This window comes from Colwellia aquaemaris (assembly GCF_057548755.1).
In genome coordinates, this window is record NZ_BAAJLV010000001.1 from 790,740 (window position 1) to 808,546 (window position 17,807).

Genomic DNA, 17,807 nt, shown 5'->3' on the forward strand with positions numbered 1-17,807 from the left:
CTTAGCCAAAAATATTAAAAAAGCCGCATCAGCGGCTTTTTTAATTATAAATTAGCGTAATCTAATTACTTTTATTGACTATACAATTGCCAATACTGCTAGTTAGATGTACTTCTCTTTTTTGACTATTATTAGTTAATTCTTTACTAGCTGTTGCTTGTGCTGATGAAAAATCAAATATAGCCAGTATTTGTTGCAGCTTGTCATTAAATTTAGCTGCAAATTCAAAAATGGCGTTTTTCTTTTTAAATTTATTTGGCGTAATATGAGCAAAGTCAGCTACTTGAATACCTTGCATTGGTTGACGAGAATTGGCAGATAATCTTGGTAGAGATAAGCGTTTACCCTCTGAAAATATTTCACTGGTAATGCTTGGGTAAGTGTAGCTATAGCTTACGCTTTTAGCTATAGATTGGCTTGCTACTGTAGTTGCAGCGTATTGCTCTGGCTTATCTTTAACTTCTGGTGCAGCTTGCGAAAGTGAACCGCATAATCCTGTGATAACAAAAATAGAGCTAACTAAGCTAATTTTAGCAGGTCTGTTCATTTTGCTTTCCTCATCAAATATCTATCCTAGATCTTTCCCTGATGTGATCATTGTACCATTGTGTTACAAATCAATATAGATAGGAATTTAATTTTGTGCGACTACAATAAGGCAAAGCGCCTGATTTATCCGATAAATAACCATATTGTCAATATTTTTGTAACATCAAAACCTTAATTTACACGATATTGGTGAATCAAATGGGTTGTACAATAAATCTACAGCTAATTTTCATAAGAACTGTTAATTTAAAAATAACTTTCATTTTTCTTAATATATTTTTACAAACTAAATTTATTAGTATTCCTTTTTATGTGAAATGATCTAAAAAGGTTCTGTTAATTCCCGTCAACAGATCCTTTCTTTATTAGTCTTTTTGCTAGGTTAAACAATACTAGGTTAAGAAAATATCGATTTATAGCTTAATCGATTTTTGTGTAGTAGCGGCTCAGTATAACCATTTGGCTGTTGATTTCCTTTAAATATTAAAGACAAAGCAGTTTGAAATGCTATATTTTCATCATAGTTGTTAGCCATTGCGCGGTATTGTGGGTCTTGCTGATTTTGCAGATCAACAATTTTCGCCATTTTTTTCATGCTCGCTAGCACTTGCTCAGGTGTACAGATTTTGTGTTGGAGCCAATTTGCCATATGTTGACTAGATATTCGTAAAGTAGCCCTATCTTCCATTAAACCGACATCGTTAATATCGGGAACTTTCGAACAACCAACACCTTGGTCAATCCAACGGACGACATAGCCTAGAATACCTTGTGAATTATTATCTAACTCCGCCATAATTTCAGCTTCACTCCAGCTAGTATCTTCCGCTAAAGGAATAGTTAGAATATCATCTACAGATGCTGGCACACGTTTTTTAAGTTGTTGCTGTAAATTAAATACGTCAACTTTATGATAATGTAAAGCGTGTAACGTTGCCGCAGTAGGGGAAGGTACCCAAGCGGTATTTGCGCCAGCTTCAACATGGTTGATTTTGGTCGCCAACATATTAGCCATTTGGTCTGGCACAGGCCACATACCTTTACCTATTTGCGCTTTACCACTAAACCCGCACGCTAAACCGACATCAACATTATTATCTTCATAAGCTGATATCCATTTGGTTAGTTTAATATCTGCTTTTCTTGCCATAGGGCCAGCGAGCATTGAAGTGTGTATTTCATCACCGGTTCTGTCTAAAAAGCCGGTGTTTATGAAAACTACGCGTTCTTTGGCAGCGTAAATACAAGCTTTTAAGTTAACACTGGTACGGCGCTCTTCATCCATAATACCCATTTTGATGGTATTGCGCGGTAGAGTTAGTAGATCTTCAACTCGATCAAATAGCTCATTAGCAAAAGCAACTTCTTCTGGGCCGTGCATTTTAGGCTTAACAATGTAAATAGAGCCAGATTGACTGTTCTTGAGTGAAGCTGACGAGCTTTGTTTAACGCGGATATCATGCAGAGCAATTAAAGTGGTAATTACTGCGTCCATAATACCTTCAGGAATCTCCTCACCATTTTGGCTAAGAATGGCGTTGTTTGTCATTAAATGACCAACGTTGCGAACAAACATCAAACTGCGACGCTTCACCGTAAAGTTATCACCGGTTAGTGATTGATATTGTTTGTCTTGTTGCATTTTACGAGTAACATTATTGCCAGCCTTTTTAAAGGTTTCTGATAAGGTCCCTTGATTAAGTCCTAACCAATTTTTGTAAGCAACTACTTTATCGTCGGCATCTACAGCGGCAACAGAGTCTTCACAATCCATAATTGTGGTCAGTGCTGACTCGATGCTAATGTCACTTATGCCTGCTGCATCGGTTTTGGCTATTGGGCTATCGGCATTGAATTCAATCGCAAATAGTAGCCCGTGATGCTTAAATAAAAGTTCGGCTGGTGACTCAGTAGCACCGATAAAACCATTAAGTAATCTTGGTGTTTGTAAACGAACTTGCTGCTCGTTATTTAAGGTAACGACAAGTGTACCGTTAATGATTTGATACTTAGTTGCATCTCTATGTGAGCCAGTACTTAACGGAAGTGTTTGGTCAAGGAAGTCTCGAGCAAAGGCTACAACTTTTGCGCCTCTAGCCGGATTGTAGTCCGCAGATTTTTCTGCACCATTGTCTTCAGTAATAACATCGGAGCCATAAAGCGCATCGTATAAACTTCCCCAGCGGGCATTTACGGCATTTAGTGCAAAACGAGCATTCATCACAGGCACTACAAGTTGAGGACCAGCCATTGCTGCCAATTCTCTGTCAACCTGAGTTGTGGAAATAGTAAAATCAGCTACTTCTGGCGCCAAATAGCCTATTTCCCTTAGAAAGTTTTTATAGTTAGCGAACTCAAACTTCTCATTTTGATGGCTTAGGTGATATTGATTAATTTCTGCTTGCAAATGTTGACGAGTAGCCAATAACGATTTGTTTTTGGGGCTTAAATCATCCACGAGTGCGGAAAACCCTGACCAAAAGTTATCTGAATTTATGTCGGTACCGGGCAATACACTTGATTCGATAAAGTCATATAAGTTTTGTGCAACTTGCATATTGGCAATTGAAATTCTTTTCGTCATAAGGCACCTGTTTGAAAGCTGTGTTGAAAGTTTTCTCATTGTTAAACTGATTGAGCACGATTAAGGGCAATGTTAGAAGATTGCTCGATTGATGCAATAGCCAGAAATTTAGATCTTTAGCTAGTTTTAAATTTTTGTTGAGGATGAAATAATATTAATCAATTCAAGCTGTTGTTTTTTAATGTGTTTTATTTTATTTGGAGAGTATGTTAACAGCCTTTATTCATGCTATTGTTTATTATTATCTCTGGTATTCACATGGTGAATTTTGCTTATGGGTGCTATCAAATGATTTATGTTTGTGATGCTGGGCTTGATAGCTGTTGTATCGGTATTGAGCTAAAAAACTCATGGTTAGGATTTTTCGGTGCAATTACAAATTAATAATGAGGCTAAAATGAAGCGGCTAAAACTGTTATTAAAAAAGGACTGATAGTCGCCGTAATCACGGCTGAGACAATTAATGCCAATGAACTAAAGGCAGCATGTTCATAGCTATAGTTACTCATAATTGACGTTCCAATAGCATGACTAGCGCTGCCGATAGCTAAACCCTGTGCCTTTGGCGAGGTGACTTTTATAAAAGTTAGCCAAGGTGGGCCGACTATTGCGCCAAAGAAGCCTGCAAGAATAATAGCAAATGCGGTAATTGCCACGTTGCCGTTAAGCTGTTCAACTACAGCAATAGCGATAGGCGTTGTTACCGACTTATGTGAAAGAGCTACGGCAATGCTGTAATCACTAACGAGTAACATGGTAATTAAGAAACTACTGATGATGGCGATTAATGTGCCGAAAAATAACACAAAAAATATGCTTTGCCATTGTCGTTTTATGGCCTCCAAATGTTGATATAAGGGAAAGCCAAGTGCAACAACGGCAGGTTCAAGTAGGGCATTGAGTGGCCATGAGCTTTCAAAGTAGTGTTCAAAACTTATATTTTGCCAGGTTAAAAAAGCAATAATGGTAAAAATAGTGATCAACATAGGTTGTAACCAAATGGCTTTATATTTACCTTGTAATAGTGCAATTAACTGATAAAAACCAATGGTTGTGATAAGGGTTAAGGCGGTGTAAATTAAGGCTTGAGTTGAAAATGTAATCACTACTATTACCTATCGCTTACCGGATGCTTCATATTTTTGATAAAGCACCCCGATAGCCGTCAGTAAAATAAAGGTTGTTACGAATGTGATGGCAACGATGGCAATGCCGTGTTGTTTGATTAATTCAAGATGATTAATAATGCCAACGCCAGCAGGAACAAAGCATACGCCCATATGCTTGATGCTCCACACCACACTTGCTCTAATTTTATCTGCATCAAATAGTCGAAAGTGCAAGGTCAGCGTAAATACCATTAAGCCATATAAACTTCCTGGTAGTGCAGGTAATAAGTATGAAGCTAATCGGCCAATAGCAACACAGCTTAGTAATGCAAAAACACTATAAAGTACATTGTAAAATTCAGACTTATGCACTGTCATTGTTAGACTAACTCTTGGATAATATTAACCTTGATTGGCGGCTTCTATCACTAATTGTCGAAACCAAATATGGCTGGCGTCGTGATGCAATAACGGGCTCCAAATCATTTTTAACTCGATATCAGGAATATCAAAAGGAGGTTTAACGATAGTGTAATTACTGTCAGACTTATGAATAAGAGCCGCCCGTGTTGGCAAGGTAGCAACTAATTCGTCTTCTAAAGCTAACTGCATGGCTACGTGATAGTTACGGGTAAATACTTTAATATCACGTTTTTTGCCTAGTCGAGCTAATGCTTCATCAACCCAACCTAACTTTTGCACGTCTTTTGGGTCCATACCAACACCAACACCAAAGCCGGTTTTTGATACCCAAACATGTTTTGCAGACAAGTACGTGTTAAGGTTGAATTTTGACACTACAGGGTTGTCAGCACTTAATAAGCAAGAGAATGAATCTCGCCAAATAGTTTTTTGGTGAAATGATTGGGGTAATTCGTCAAAGCGGTTAATGGCCATGTCGATCTTACCTGCTTCAACGTCATGAAAGGTAACATCACTTGGCGTCATAATATCTATGGTGACATTGGGAGCAATTTGATTAATACGTTTTAGCAATTTAGGTAATAGTGTTGAGGCGGCATAGTCACTAGCCATAATGCGAAAAACCCGCTGGCTATTTTGTTCATTAAATTCTTCTTCACCCTGCAAGGCTTCTTCAAGCTCTAACAGAATCTTTCTAATGGCAGGTGCTAATGCTCTTGCTCTTTCGGTAGGCACCATACCATCAGATGTCCGTACTAATATTGGATCATTAAAAAGCGTACGTAATCGCTTTAAACCGTTGCTCATTGCAGGTTGTGTAATATTTAATTGGCTTGCAGCACGGGTAACATTTTTCTCTCGCAGTAAAACATCAAGATAAATAAGCAGGTTTAAATCGATTTTAGAGATATTCATAGCATTAATAATTTATAGCAAAAACATAATCTAGTTATATGTCATGACTTTTAATGAGAAGCAAGTAAATTTGCTAAAAACGAAAATTTATTTAACTTAAATCAAATGTCGAATTCACAAGCCGAGAGTTTGTTAGTTATTGATTTTATAAGACTAATACTTGTCTTCTTTTAGAGTTATTACACTATTATATTTTTTATGAATGATGGTGATAACTATTATATATTTCATAAATATTGTCGAGTGGGCGTAGTATTTATGTTGTTCGATGTGACAGCTTACCTATGCGGTTACATTATCAAATTATAACTAAGATCAGTGTAGACTTACGGAGAGAATGTTATGTCAAATTATCAAAGTGCAATTGAAGCGGTTCAGGCAATAAAGGCAAAGGCTGGTGACTCTTGGGATGCTATTAATCCAGAATCTGTTGCCCGTATGCGAGTGCAAAATAAATTTAAAACTGGTTTAGAAATTGCCCAATATACCGCTGATATTATGCGTGCAGACATGGCAGCCTTTGATGAAGACAAAACAAAATATACACAATCTCTTGGTTGTTGGCATGGTTTTGTTGGCCAACAAAAACTGATCTCAATTAAAAAGCACTTTGGCAGTACTAAACGTCGTTATTTATATCTTTCTGGCTGGATGGTTGCTGCACTTCGTAGTGAGTTTGGGCCATTACCTGATCAATCTATGCATGAGAAAACCACTGTAGCATCGTTAGTTGAAGAGCTTTATACCTTTCTTCGACAAGCCGACGCTCGTGAATTAGGTGGCTTATTCCGTGCTTTAGACAAAGCTAATGAAGCTGGAGATTCAGCAATAGCTGCTAATATTCAGTCGCAAATTGATAACTATGAAACACATGTTGTGCCAATTATTGCTGATATTGATGCAGGTTTTGGTAATGCAGAAGCAACTTACTTAATGGCAAAACAAATGATTGAAGCGGGTGCGTGTGCACTTCAAATTGAAAACCAAGTAGCGGATGAAAAACAATGTGGCCATCAAGATGGTAAAGTCACCGTACCTCATGCTGATTTTCACGCCAAAATTCGCGCCTTACGTCATGCATTTTTAGAGTTAGGAATAGACAACGGTATTATCGTTTCACGTACAGACTCTGAAGGTGCAGGCCTTACCAAAGAAATTGCCGTGGTTAAAGAACCAGGCGACCAAGGTGACCAGTATAATTCTTTCCTTGATGTGGAAGAGATTGATGTTTCGCAAATGCGTGAAGGTGATGTTTGTTTAAACCGTAATGGCAAGCTTGTTCGCCCTAAACGGTTACCTTCTGGCTTATATCAATTCCGTGAAGGCACAGGACCTGAACGCTGTGTATTCGACAGTATTGAAGCGATTAAAGCAGGTGCTGATTTATTATGGATAGAAACCGCGACACCAAATGTTGCTGATATTGCCGCAATGATGAATGAAGTTCGTAAAGAAATTCCTGACGCAAAATTAGTCTACAACAATAGCCCGTCATTTAACTGGACTTTGAATTTCCGTCAACAAGCATATGATGCCATGGTTGAAGCCGGACAAGATGTTTCTGCTTATGTTCGTGAAGATTTAATGAATGCTGATTATGATGAGTCAGAGCTATCGGCAATTGCGGATGAGCGCGTGCGCACTTTTCAAGCTGATGCGGCTCGTGAAGCCAATATATTCCATCACTTAATTACTTTGCCAACATACCATACAACCGCCTTGTCAGTTGATAACTTAGCTAAGGAATATTTTGGTGATAAAGCTATGCTTGGTTATGTGGAAGGTGTACAACGTAAAGAAATTCGTCAAGGTATTGCCTGTGTTAAACATCAAAATATGTCAGGCTCTGATATTGGCGATGATCACAAAGAATACTTTGCTGGTGAAAATGCCTTAAAAGCGGGTGGTGCGAAAAATACGTCTAACCAGTTTAGCTAATGAAGCGAGTTGTATTTAGTATACTTAAGTTGAGTTATATATTAAAAAATGACTTAGGTTTCTGCTCAAGAAAAATAACTTGTTAACTTATCCCAACCGAAGCAAAAAGCACTGTTATTAACAGTGCTTTTTTATTTATAATTCAACACTCTAGTTATTTGTAGTATTAGCAGGCACTAATATGAAAGGTTTAATTGGCCTTTTTGAGCGTACGGCCATGTAATATCATCAGTACAACGTAAAACAAAATGGATAGATTTATGCTTGTTATCGCTGGTATTAATATAAGTTTTCCGTAACTTAAGCCGTAAACTGTTAGTGTGATCAATAACGTAGTGACTGTCGCGATAACTAGGCTATAGCGTATCATTGCAACGTTTTTGATTAACATTGCAGCAACTAAACTTAACATAAGTGTTAACCAAAAACTGTAATGTGCCGATAATCCCAAGCCAATGCTAGCTAAAAGTGCCATCGAAAGAGCTAATGGTGTACCGTAAATAAAGCCACTCCAAAGGAAATTGGTATTGTCGATTTTTCCACGTTTATTTAGCCAGATATTGATACCGGAAACACTAATATAGGTTAAAGCAAGGCCAAGTATTAAATAAACAACTTTAACGGCTAGATTACCAAAGTGGCCAAAATGTAAGCGATAAACTGAGTAAAGGGCTTGTTGTCCTAACGGGCCGTTAGCCATTCCTTGCTGCCTTATGTATTGGCCATCAGCATGAAATTGATAAATTTCTGAATAAATTAAGCGTTGCGGTAAAGTCGCGGCGATTTCAATAAACTGCTCGTTAGTTGTTATGTTTTGAACAACAACATAAATTGGTGTAGCGCGTTTATCTACGGCTGCCATATTAGCAAAGCTTTGCTCAATATTAAGTTCAGGTGCATTAGCAATAATAGGCTCTGTGCCATAAATATCAGCAATCAGCGCTTCACGATCATTATCATAAAATGCACTGGCAGCAATTAACACCAATATTGATACTAAACCAAAAAATGCTCCGGTTATGGCTATCATAGCATGGAAGGGCAGCCCCCAAACGGATAAACGGTTGTGCAGATCTATTTGCTGCTTTTGGCCTGTACCGCCCCAGTTTAAGGTAAATGCATCTTTGAAAATTCTACTATGCGTAAGTAAGCCGGAAATTATTAAGTGCAGCAATAAAATACCGAAAAAACTCACAACGGCTAGGCCTAGTGTTTTAGGTAAATGCAGTTGGATATGCAACTCTTGTAGCATTTCAGTCCAAGGCTTTTTAACGGTTTCACTTAATGTACCGTCTTGATTTAGCCACCATTCTTGTTCGCCATCAGATAAATGCGCACGAGGAACTTCGGCTGTTGGTAGCACGACATAAACCGATTTTTCAGGGCTTGTAACTTGCTTGAGATACTCTTGGTAAGCCGTACTGATACTTTTTATCGGTAATTGACTATACTCCGCAATATTGGGTTGCTCCCAGCGCTCAAACTCAGGATAAAATACTGCCAAACTACCTGTAAGGCAAATAAGATACATGATGGCTCCTACCGCTAAACCAATAGCGGAATGCGCATCAAACATTTTTTTTACAATGATTTTTTTAATTGTTAATTTATTCATGATATTCAATTCACGTTTACAGCGTGAAAATGCCTCCAAGCATTAGTGCACTGGCTAGCGACATTACTAATGAGGTTCTCAATAGCTTATCTGTTGTTGATAACCAAATGCTGGCAAGTGCCCAAAAAATAGGGAAAGCGAGTGCTGCAAAAGCTAGTTGCAGGTTCAATGACTGAATGAATAATCGTGCTAATATCATCGTTAGTAATACACCTGTTAAGCCACATAAAATGAATAGCGCTAAGCTGTAATACAGTAGTTTAACTTTTTTCTTACGACTCCATGGCGCACTAAGCGTTGAATTGCGTGTGGGTAATTGTTGTGTTTTTGTGATTTTTTTTGTGAAAAAAATTAACATGCATGCTTGAATGCTCAGCATACAAAGAAAGTAAATACTGCCAAATTCTCCCCCTGCAATGTTAATACAAAGCATGCATGAAAGTATTAGTAACAATAACGAAGCTAACAATGCTAACTTGTTTGTGGTTGGTTGGCGCCAGTTTCGCCATAGCAAAAAAATACCGGCACTGCATAAAAGCAGTGCCGTAAGTTCGCCAATAAAAGGAAGGGACGATAAATCAATCATTTGCTTGCTAAAAGTTATAACTTACGCGGCCAACAATAGTGCGCTCTTCACCAGGGAAGCAATCACCGCGCCCTAAGCAAGTTGCATAATAGTTTTTGTCTGTTAAGTTGCGTACATTCAATGCGAAGTCCCATTGCTCAACTGCATAGCCGATCATAAAATCGGTTAGGGTGTAAGAAGGCGTGCGGTAAGTATCTGTGCCGTCATAGCTTTCTCCCGAATAACGAACACCAAAACCTGATTTGAAACCTTCTAAATTGCCCGTAGGTTTATAGCTTAACCATGCTGAAGCTTGTTTTTCGGGTACACTGTCTAGTTTAAAGCCGTCGGCACTTTCGGTATCAAGTTTTGAAGCATTTAGCTCTAGCGTGAAATCTCCAAATGCCGTTAAACTTTCAAATTCAACACCGTTAATTTTTGCTTTACCACTTTGTTGTTGAAATTCTTGTGGATTACTGTTTGGGTCAGATAAGTTAGTTTGCTCAATATCGAACCAAGCCAAGGTATAGAAGCCTTCAAATGCTGTTGGTACATATTTGATACCAAGCTCTATTTGTTCGCCGCGTTGCGGTTTAAGTAATTTACCTTGGCCATTATCACCAATAACAGGCTCGAAGGACTCAGCGTAGTTGATGTATGGCGATATGCCGTTGGCAAATTTATAAATAATACCAGCGCTTAAACTTACTTCAGAATCCGACTGACTTTCTCCTGATGTTTCACTTTCGCTGTCGTCGAAACGTGCCCCTAACGTGATAGACCATAAGTCGATATCTATTTGGTCACTAATATAGAAACCAAGATCCTTTGAATTAGTTTCAGGCTTTTTGGTGTAATAAGGCGCTAAAAGTGCATCTACGTCAACTTCAACATATTGAGGATTGAAAACATTTACCCATAAAGAGTCACCAAACGTGCTATCAGGTAAGCCAGTAGTAAAATCTAAACCAGGTGCATATGCATAATAGCCAGCGCTATCAGTTGTGACATCTTGATATTGCGCACCAAACAACATTTTGTGTTCGATATCACCCGTGTTAAATTCGCCTAATAGGCGAATGTCGATTACTTTTTGCTCTGAAGTTGCATCGTTACGATAAAATGTACGAGGCACAGTGCCGTCTTTATATAAGCTGCCATCCGCGTTATAAATATAACGATTTCCGCCAGGTAAGAATGTACTCCAAGCTTGCTGATAATCAGCACTTGCATCGGTATAACGAGCATTAGCAGAAAGTTGCCAGTAATCATTAATATCATGGCTAGCCATTAACGTAACCGCTAGAGTTTCGGCGTCATACTTGTTATAACCGGGTAAACCTAAGTAGGTATCATGGGCTATTTTTTTACCATTTGGTGCTGGTAATAAGGTGCCTTGAAGTGGCAAAAATTGTGCGCCAGTATCACTTTCCGTGTCGGTGTAATTTACCAGCATTGTGACTTCTGTTTCATCACTAGCTAGCCAAGTAATAGAAGGGGCAAGTACTCGGCTTTTGTCTTCAACATGATTTACTTGAGTATCACTATCTCGCACAACTGATACTAAACGATAGAGCCAGTTTTCGTTACTTCCTATGGTACCAGTAGAGTCTACTGCTAATTGTTTTCTGTTAAAGTTTCCTGCTTCCACCACTATTTGGTGAGCCGCTTCTGGTTTTGGTGTTTTACTTACCACATTCACTAAACCACCTGGTGAGCCTTTACCATAAAGTACAGATGCTGGCCCTTTTAATATCTCGACTTGTTCCAAAGTAAAAATATCTGGTCGAGTATTGTTATAGTTACCAAATAACGACTGCAAACTATCTTGATATTGAGGAACATTTAAGCCGCGCACTTTAATCCAGTCGCCACGGGTTGCAAAACCATAGGTTTGTCCTGCTACGCCGGCAGAATAAGTAAATGTATCATCAAGTGTTAATGCACCTTTATCGATAATCTGGCTTAGATCTTCGATACTCACCGAGCGAGCAACATCCATAATTGGCGTGTCAGACTTAGTTGCTGAATAATGACTAAGCTTGCCATAGACTTCAATTCTTTCGATATCGGTGTCGACAGCGTCGTCATTTGCTTGTGCAGTGAAAGCGGTGCAGGCCGACAAAATAGCTAAAGTGAGTGGAGTTCGAGAAAAGTTAAACACGGTTAAGGTCCTTTAAAAAGCGTTATTAATTGCATCTAAATGATAATGGTTATCATTATTGATCGCATTATGTGCAGGTGCAACGCTTTTGTAACATTTTGTAGAAATAACAAGGATAAAGGCAATGAGGTTAGTTATTAAAGATGAAGTTGCAGCGCGTTTGTTGATGAAAATCACGAGTACTTTGAGCTATCAGAAGGTTATTTCTTGTTGTTTAGGTAAGTTTTTGTCGAATTAGTATTGAGTCAGTGGCATAAAAAAAGCCAGCAAGTTAACCATGCTGGCTTTTGTCACTAATAAATTGTTAAAAAAATTAATGTTTTAGAAGCTGTAAACTAATGTCATTGCCGTTTCTGTATTAGTATTTTCTTTATCATCTTCAACTTCAGTATTGTAATCAACAACAAAGCTAAATTTAAGTTGTAATGTTTCAATTAATTTAGTTGAAATAGATGTTTCTGCTTTATAAGTACTGTTTTCACCACTTTTTGGTGAGTACTTAGCAACTAATAATTGTTTAAATTCAACATGTTCATTGATTTGACGTTTGTATAAAGCCTGTGCTTGAATAATAAAGGCATTTTTAGTCTCTTCGTCTTGCGTATCAGATTGACGTAAAACATCACGCTTGAAACCAGGACCAATATCAGCATCTAAAGTGGCTTTTTCTGTTTCAAACCAACGACGACCCCAACCAGCAGAGATTGAACTTTGATTCTCAAAACTGCTAAAACGGTTATCTTCGTATGATGCGTTGCCGTAGATATAATTTGGGCTAGCTTCATCAAGGGTATAGTTTGTTTGGCCTACAATTGTCCATTTTTGATCGCTAGTTTCGAAATGATCGTCACCTTCTTCATCAGTGGTTTCAGTTTTTTTCACCAGCATGTCAAATTGGCCTGTTGTTTTCCAAGCACCTTCTTCGTAACCTAAGTCAAAACCTGCTTTAATATCGCCACTTTTCGTGTCGCCAGTTTTAAACAGCATGCCTAGCTCGGCCGACGCTGTGTAAGGAGATTTATCTTCTGCTGGTGTGGCATCTTCAGCAATTGTTACGAAAGAAACGCAACATAATGCCGCAGATATTAACTTATGACTCATTGTTTTCCTCTTTATTCATATGAATAGATAATTGTGGGAATGGGATTTCGATTCCTTCGTTGTCCAATTCAGTTTTAATTTTTTGTAGTAAATCGAAGTAGGTTGGCCAATAATCAGCAGATTTTACCCAAGGTCTTACTACGAAGTTAACGCTGCAATCAGCAAGTTCTGAAACGCCAACTGTTACTGCTTGATCTTTCAAAACACGCTCATCAGCACTAACTAAATTCAACAAAATTTCTTTGGTTTTTGCGAGGTCGGCATCATAACTTACCCCGATAACCAAATCTATTCTTCTTGTTGGTTTAGTTGAATAATTTGTAATAGTACCGCTAGTAATTGAACCGTTTGGAATAATGACCGTTTTATTATCGCCAGTACGAAGTTGTGTCGAAAATATTAAGATTTCTTCGACAATACCAGCAACGCCCGATACTTCGATAAAATCCCCTGACTTAAAAGGCTTAAATACAATAAGTAAAACGCCCGAAGCGAAATTTGATAGTGAGCCTTGTAGTGCCAAACCAATTGCTAAGCCGGCAGCACCAACAATTGCAACCAGTGATGAAGTGTTAAAACCTAAATGAGAAACGGCAGCAACAATGACTATAAAGAACAGCATGCCGTAAAGTAGGCTACTGATAAATGAAATAATAGCATCGTCCATACCTTTGTGACGCATGACTTTTACCACGCCTTGGCGAATCATATTCGCAACAAATTTACCAACAAATATAATCGCTAATGCGATAACTAGATTGATTGCAAAATCAAGTAGCATAGTTTGGTTATCAATTAACCAGTTTTGAATCGTTTCCATTGGTTGCCCCAAGCAATGTTATAAAGGGCGAATTATAGTGAAGTGGTGATTAAATATCATCAATTTGTTAACAATTTGACCGATTTATTAACAAATGTTTCGTAAATACGTTATCAGAATTTAAAAAGGCGGCCTAAGGCCGCCTTTATTTAAAAGCAAAGCAAGTTTACTTGATTAATGCGTCAAGCTTACCTGAAGAATATTGCATAAACATATTTTCAAGTGATACTGGTTTGATTTTTGATGCTTGGCCGACAGTTCCAAATGCTTCGTAACGAGCTTTACAAATATCTGACATGGCTTGCGTTGAAACTTTAAGGAATTTACGAGGATCAAACTCACTTGGGTTTTCGGCAAGAAAACGACGCACAGCGCCGGTTGATGCTAGACGTAAATCAGTATCGATATTGACTTTACGAACACCATTTTTAATACCTTCCTGAATTTGCTCTACCGGTACACCGTAGGTTTCTGGAATGTTACCACCAAATTCGTTAATAACAGCCAACCATTCTTGTGGTACAGAAGAAGAGCCGTGCATAACTAAATGAGTGTTAGGAATACGGTTGTGTATGGCTTTAATGCGGTCAATAGCAAGAATATCGCCAGTAGGTGGACGAGTAAATTTGTACGCACCATGCGAGGTACCACAAGCTATTGCTAGGGCATCAACCTGAGTTTTTTGTACGAAATCTGCGGCTTCTTCTGGGTCTGTTAACATTTGCTCCATTGTTAACTTACCTTCGGCACCGACACCGTCTTCTTCACCAGCTTCACCCGTTTCTAAAGAACCTAAACAACCAAGTTCACCTTCAACAGAAACCCCACAAGCGTGGGCCATTTCAACTGTACGACGAGTAACATCCACGTTATATTCATAACTTGATGGCGTTTTGCCGTCAGCCATTAGTGAACCGTCCATCATCACTGATGAAAAGCCAAGTTGAATAGAGCGCTGACAAACACTTGGTGAAGTACCGTGATCTTGATGCATAACCACAGGAATATGTGGAAACTCTTCGATCGCCGCTAAAATTAAGTGACGTAAAAAAGGTGCGCCTGCATATGCTCTTGCGCCAGCAGAACCCTGCAAAATTACTGGGCTATCGGTTTCGTTAGCGGCAAGCATGATAGCTCTAACTTGTTCTAAATTGTTAACGTTAAAAGCTGGAATACCGTAACCATTTTCTGCGGCATGGTCTAACATTTGGCGCATAGAAACTAAAGCCATGAACTAACTCCTGTGATTGTAAATAATAACAAATGGGTTTTAAAAAAGTTTCATTTTGAAACTTAACGCTTTCGTCTCGTAATTATATCAGATGGTTTTAATTATTTGCACTAGAAAAAATGGTGCAATCTTGCTGATAAATATAAAATTTTCACTTATTGTGCTTTTTGTTTATAAATTACGAAAATATTACAGTTTTGGGCTAGGTTTTAAGCTGTGTTCTCTCTATTTTTAAGTAATTTTACTACGAAAAATGCAGTAATGAAGAAAAATATATTTTTAGTCAATTAGCGTCTAATTCTCGAATTTTTCATCAATGATAAAAAAACGCTAATTGGCAATTAAGCTCAATTAGCGTTTTGTTGTTTGAATATGGCAGTAAATTAACTTATTAGTCGTTTGCGCGTGCTTCTAAAATTTCGACAGCGGGCAATTTTTTACCTTCTAAAAACTCTAAAAAGGCACCACCACCAGTGGAAATGTAAGACACTTTATCAGCAATATTATACTTATCAACTGCAGCTAAAGTATCTCCGCCACCCGCTATTGAAAATGCCTTACTGTTAGCTATCGCGTGTGCGATAACTTCAGTACCTTTACCAAATTGGTCAAATTCGAATACACCTACTGGGCCGTTCCATACAATAGTTCCGGCCTTGGCGATAATGTCGGCTAAAGCTGCTGCACTGTCAGGGCCAATATCAAAAATCATGTCTCCATCAGCAACGTCGCTAACATTTTTAAGTGTAGCCACCGCTGTTTCTGAAAACTCTTGTCCAACAACAACATCTGTTGGCACAGGGATTGAGCCATTGTTAGCTTTTGCTTGCTGTGTTAGGCGATTGGCTTCATCAACTAGGTCTGCTTCATACAATGATTTACCAACATTATGGCCATCAGCGGCAATAAAGGTATTAGCGATACCGCCACCAACAACAAGTTGGTCAACAATGCCAGCTAATGAGTCAAGCACCGTTAGTTTAGTGGAGACTTTCGAGCCACCAACAATAGCGACGAGCGGACGCGCAGGGTTATCAAGTGCTTTTGATAAAGCGGCCAATTCGCCAGCAAGTAATGGACCAGCACATGCAGTTTTAGCATGCTTAGCAACACCGTGCGTACTTGCTTGTGCGCGATGAGCTGTGCCAAAGGCGTCCATAACATATACGTCACATAGCGCCGCTAATTTTTTCGCTAGCGTATCGTCATTTTTCTTTTCACCAAGGTTAAAGCGAACGTTTTCAAAAATGACTAATTCACCAGCATTTACATCAACACCGTCTAGGTAATCTTTGACTAATCTTACCGGTGCGTTAAGTGCCGCAGCTAAGTAGTCAGCTACAGGTTGTAATGAAAATTCCTCATTGTATTCGCCTTCAGTAGGTCGACCTAAATGTGACATCACCATCACTTTCGCACCAGCTTCTAGGGCAATTTTAAGTGTTGGTAAAGCGGCACGTAGACGAGCATCAGAGGTAATCTTGCCGTCTTTCACGGGGACATTTAAATCTTCACGAATTAACACTCGTTGGTTTTCAAGTGATAAATCCGTCATTTTAATTACAGACATGCTGAGTTCCTGTTGGTAAAAGTTAACTATTAGGTAAATTTATAAATTTTATTGCTTACTATATACAAGCATAGCTAATTTGCTTGTGACATAGCAAAAGCAGTATCTAACATGCGATTAGCAAAGCCCCATTCGTTGTCACACCAAATGAGCAACTTTACTAAACGCTTGTGACTAACTCGTGTTTGGTTACCATCAACAATACAAGAGTGAGGATCATGATTAAAGTCGATAGAAACTAATGGCTCAGTGGTATAGCCCAAAATGCCAGACAAGCCATTATTTTGTGCCTGTACTATAGCTTGGTTGATATCGTCAATAGTAACATCGCTAGATAAAGTAAGGCTTAAATCCATTGCGGTAACATTGATAGTGGGTACCCGCACCGCAATTGCTTCAAAACGGCCGGCAAATTTTGGTAAAATGCGCTCAATGCCTGCAGCCAACTTTGTATTGACTGGAATAATAGATTGACTTGCTGCTCGAGTGCGGCGTAAATCTGAATGATAGGCGTCAATAACTTGTTGGTCATGCATTGAGGAATGTATAGTGGTAATTGCACCGCCTTCGACGCCAAATGCGTTGTCTAAGACTTGAATGACAGGCACCACACAGTTGGTTGTACATGAGCCATTTGAAACAACTTTGTCGGTTGCTGTTAGTTGCTGATGGTTAATGCCGTAGATAATTGTCGCATCAAGATCATGAGCGCCTGGGTGTGAAAAAAGGACTTTTTTTGCACCTTGTTGAATATGCAACTGGCCATCGTGCTGATCGCCAAATTTTCCAGTGCAATCAATAACAATATCAATATCGAGTTGTTGCCAAGGCAAAGCACTGATTTCTGCTTCATGGCTCAGGGTAATTTCATCGCCGGCAATAAAAAGCTTGTTGCCAGTTTGTTCAACAGCAAAAGCGAATCGACCATGTGTTGAGTCATATTTTAATAAATGTGCGATACCTTCTGGATCAGCAAGCTCATTGATTGCTTTAAGCTTGAAATCGTTTGTTCTGGCATTTTCGTATAAGGCACGAACTACATTGCGGCCTATTCTACCAAAACCATTTATTGCGATATTAATTGACATTATTTTGTTCTTACTGATGTGATTAGGCTATTTCATTGACAATGAATATTGTCATTAAATACTCATTGTCAATGAAATAGCCAGTTAAACAAAGCTTAACTGGCTACTAATTTTGCTAAGTGAAACAGTAGAAAA

14 protein-coding genes are annotated in these 17,807 nt (G+C 38.6%); 1 reads left to right on the forward strand and 13 read right to left on the reverse strand.

Annotated elements, in window-relative coordinates; genetic code table 11:
• Positions 1 to 61: 61 nt before the first annotated feature.
• The 5 genes from AC27HL_RS03500 to AC27HL_RS03520 all read right to left on the reverse strand — a co-directional run bounded on the left by AC27HL_RS03500 (position 62) and on the right by AC27HL_RS03520 (position 5,580).
• On the reverse strand, positions 62 to 547 hold the full coding sequence (locus AC27HL_RS03500; RefSeq protein WP_487078979.1) for a hypothetical protein: 486 nt from the start codon (positions 545 to 547) through the stop codon (positions 62 to 64).
• Between the two features lie 399 nt (positions 548 to 946).
• Positions 947 to 3,133 carry a malate synthase G gene (locus AC27HL_RS03505; RefSeq protein WP_487078980.1) on the reverse strand — a complete coding sequence of 729 codons (2,187 nt, stop codon included), beginning with the start codon at positions 3,131 to 3,133 and terminating at the stop codon, positions 947 to 949.
• Positions 3,134 to 3,525: 392 nt separating this feature from the next.
• Positions 3,526 to 4,239, reverse strand: coding sequence for an LrgB family protein (locus AC27HL_RS03510; RefSeq protein WP_487078981.1), 714 nt, complete (start codon positions 4,237 to 4,239; stop codon positions 3,526 to 3,528).
• A gap of 9 nt (positions 4,240 to 4,248) precedes the next feature.
• A complete protein-coding gene (locus tag AC27HL_RS03515) occupies positions 4,249 to 4,620 on the reverse strand; it encodes a CidA/LrgA family protein (RefSeq protein WP_487078982.1) in 372 nt (123 codons plus the stop codon).
• 24 nt (positions 4,621 to 4,644) lie between these two features.
• Positions 4,645 to 5,580: a LysR family transcriptional regulator gene (locus AC27HL_RS03520; protein WP_487078983.1), complete on the reverse strand. Its 936-nt coding sequence runs from the start codon at positions 5,578 to 5,580 to the stop codon at positions 4,645 to 4,647.
• A gap of 342 nt (positions 5,581 to 5,922) precedes the next feature.
• Here AC27HL_RS03520 and AC27HL_RS03525 point away from each other — a divergent pair, with 342 nt between their 5' ends.
• A complete protein-coding gene (locus AC27HL_RS03525) occupies positions 5,923 to 7,518 on the forward strand; it encodes an isocitrate lyase (protein ID WP_487078984.1) in 1,596 nt (531 codons plus the stop codon).
• Positions 7,519 to 7,708: 190 nt separating this feature from the next.
• Here the strand turns inward: AC27HL_RS03525 and AC27HL_RS03530 are convergent, their stop codons facing one another.
• The 8 genes from AC27HL_RS03530 to epd all read right to left on the reverse strand — a co-directional run bounded on the left by AC27HL_RS03530 (position 7,709) and on the right by epd (position 17,672).
• A complete protein-coding gene (locus tag AC27HL_RS03530; protein ID WP_487078985.1) occupies positions 7,709 to 9,133 on the reverse strand; it encodes a PepSY-associated TM helix domain-containing protein in 1,425 nt (474 codons plus the stop codon).
• A 16-nt stretch (positions 9,134 to 9,149) separates the two neighbouring features.
• Positions 9,150 to 9,719 (reverse strand): hypothetical protein, encoded by a 570-nt coding sequence (locus AC27HL_RS03535; protein ID WP_487078986.1) that lies wholly within the window; start codon positions 9,717 to 9,719, stop codon positions 9,150 to 9,152.
• A gap of 7 nt (positions 9,720 to 9,726) precedes the next feature.
• Positions 9,727 to 11,862, reverse strand: a complete 2,136-nt coding sequence (locus tag AC27HL_RS03540; protein WP_487078987.1) for a TonB-dependent siderophore receptor — start codon at positions 11,860 to 11,862, stop codon at positions 9,727 to 9,729.
• A 321-nt stretch (positions 11,863 to 12,183) separates the two neighbouring features.
• A complete protein-coding gene (locus tag AC27HL_RS03545; RefSeq protein WP_487078988.1) occupies positions 12,184 to 12,963 on the reverse strand; it encodes a DUF481 domain-containing protein in 780 nt (259 codons plus the stop codon).
• Positions 12,953 to 13,783, reverse strand: a complete 831-nt coding sequence (locus AC27HL_RS03550) for a mechanosensitive ion channel domain-containing protein (RefSeq protein ID WP_487078989.1) — start codon at positions 13,781 to 13,783, stop codon at positions 12,953 to 12,955. The genes AC27HL_RS03545 and AC27HL_RS03550 overlap by 11 nt, the downstream gene beginning before the upstream one ends.
• A 166-nt stretch (positions 13,784 to 13,949) precedes the next feature.
• On the reverse strand, positions 13,950 to 15,014 hold the full coding sequence (fba, locus tag AC27HL_RS03555; protein ID WP_487078990.1) for a class II fructose-bisphosphate aldolase: 1,065 nt from the start codon (positions 15,012 to 15,014) through the stop codon (positions 13,950 to 13,952).
• 391 nt (positions 15,015 to 15,405) lie between these two features.
• On the reverse strand, positions 15,406 to 16,584 hold the full coding sequence (locus tag AC27HL_RS03560) for a phosphoglycerate kinase (protein ID WP_487078991.1): 1,179 nt from the start codon (positions 16,582 to 16,584) through the stop codon (positions 15,406 to 15,408).
• Positions 16,585 to 16,658: 74 nt separating this feature from the next.
• Positions 16,659 to 17,672, reverse strand: coding sequence for an erythrose-4-phosphate dehydrogenase (gene epd, locus AC27HL_RS03565; RefSeq protein ID WP_487078992.1), 1,014 nt, complete (start codon positions 17,670 to 17,672; stop codon positions 16,659 to 16,661).
• Between the last annotated feature and the right edge of the window lie 135 nt (positions 17,673 to 17,807).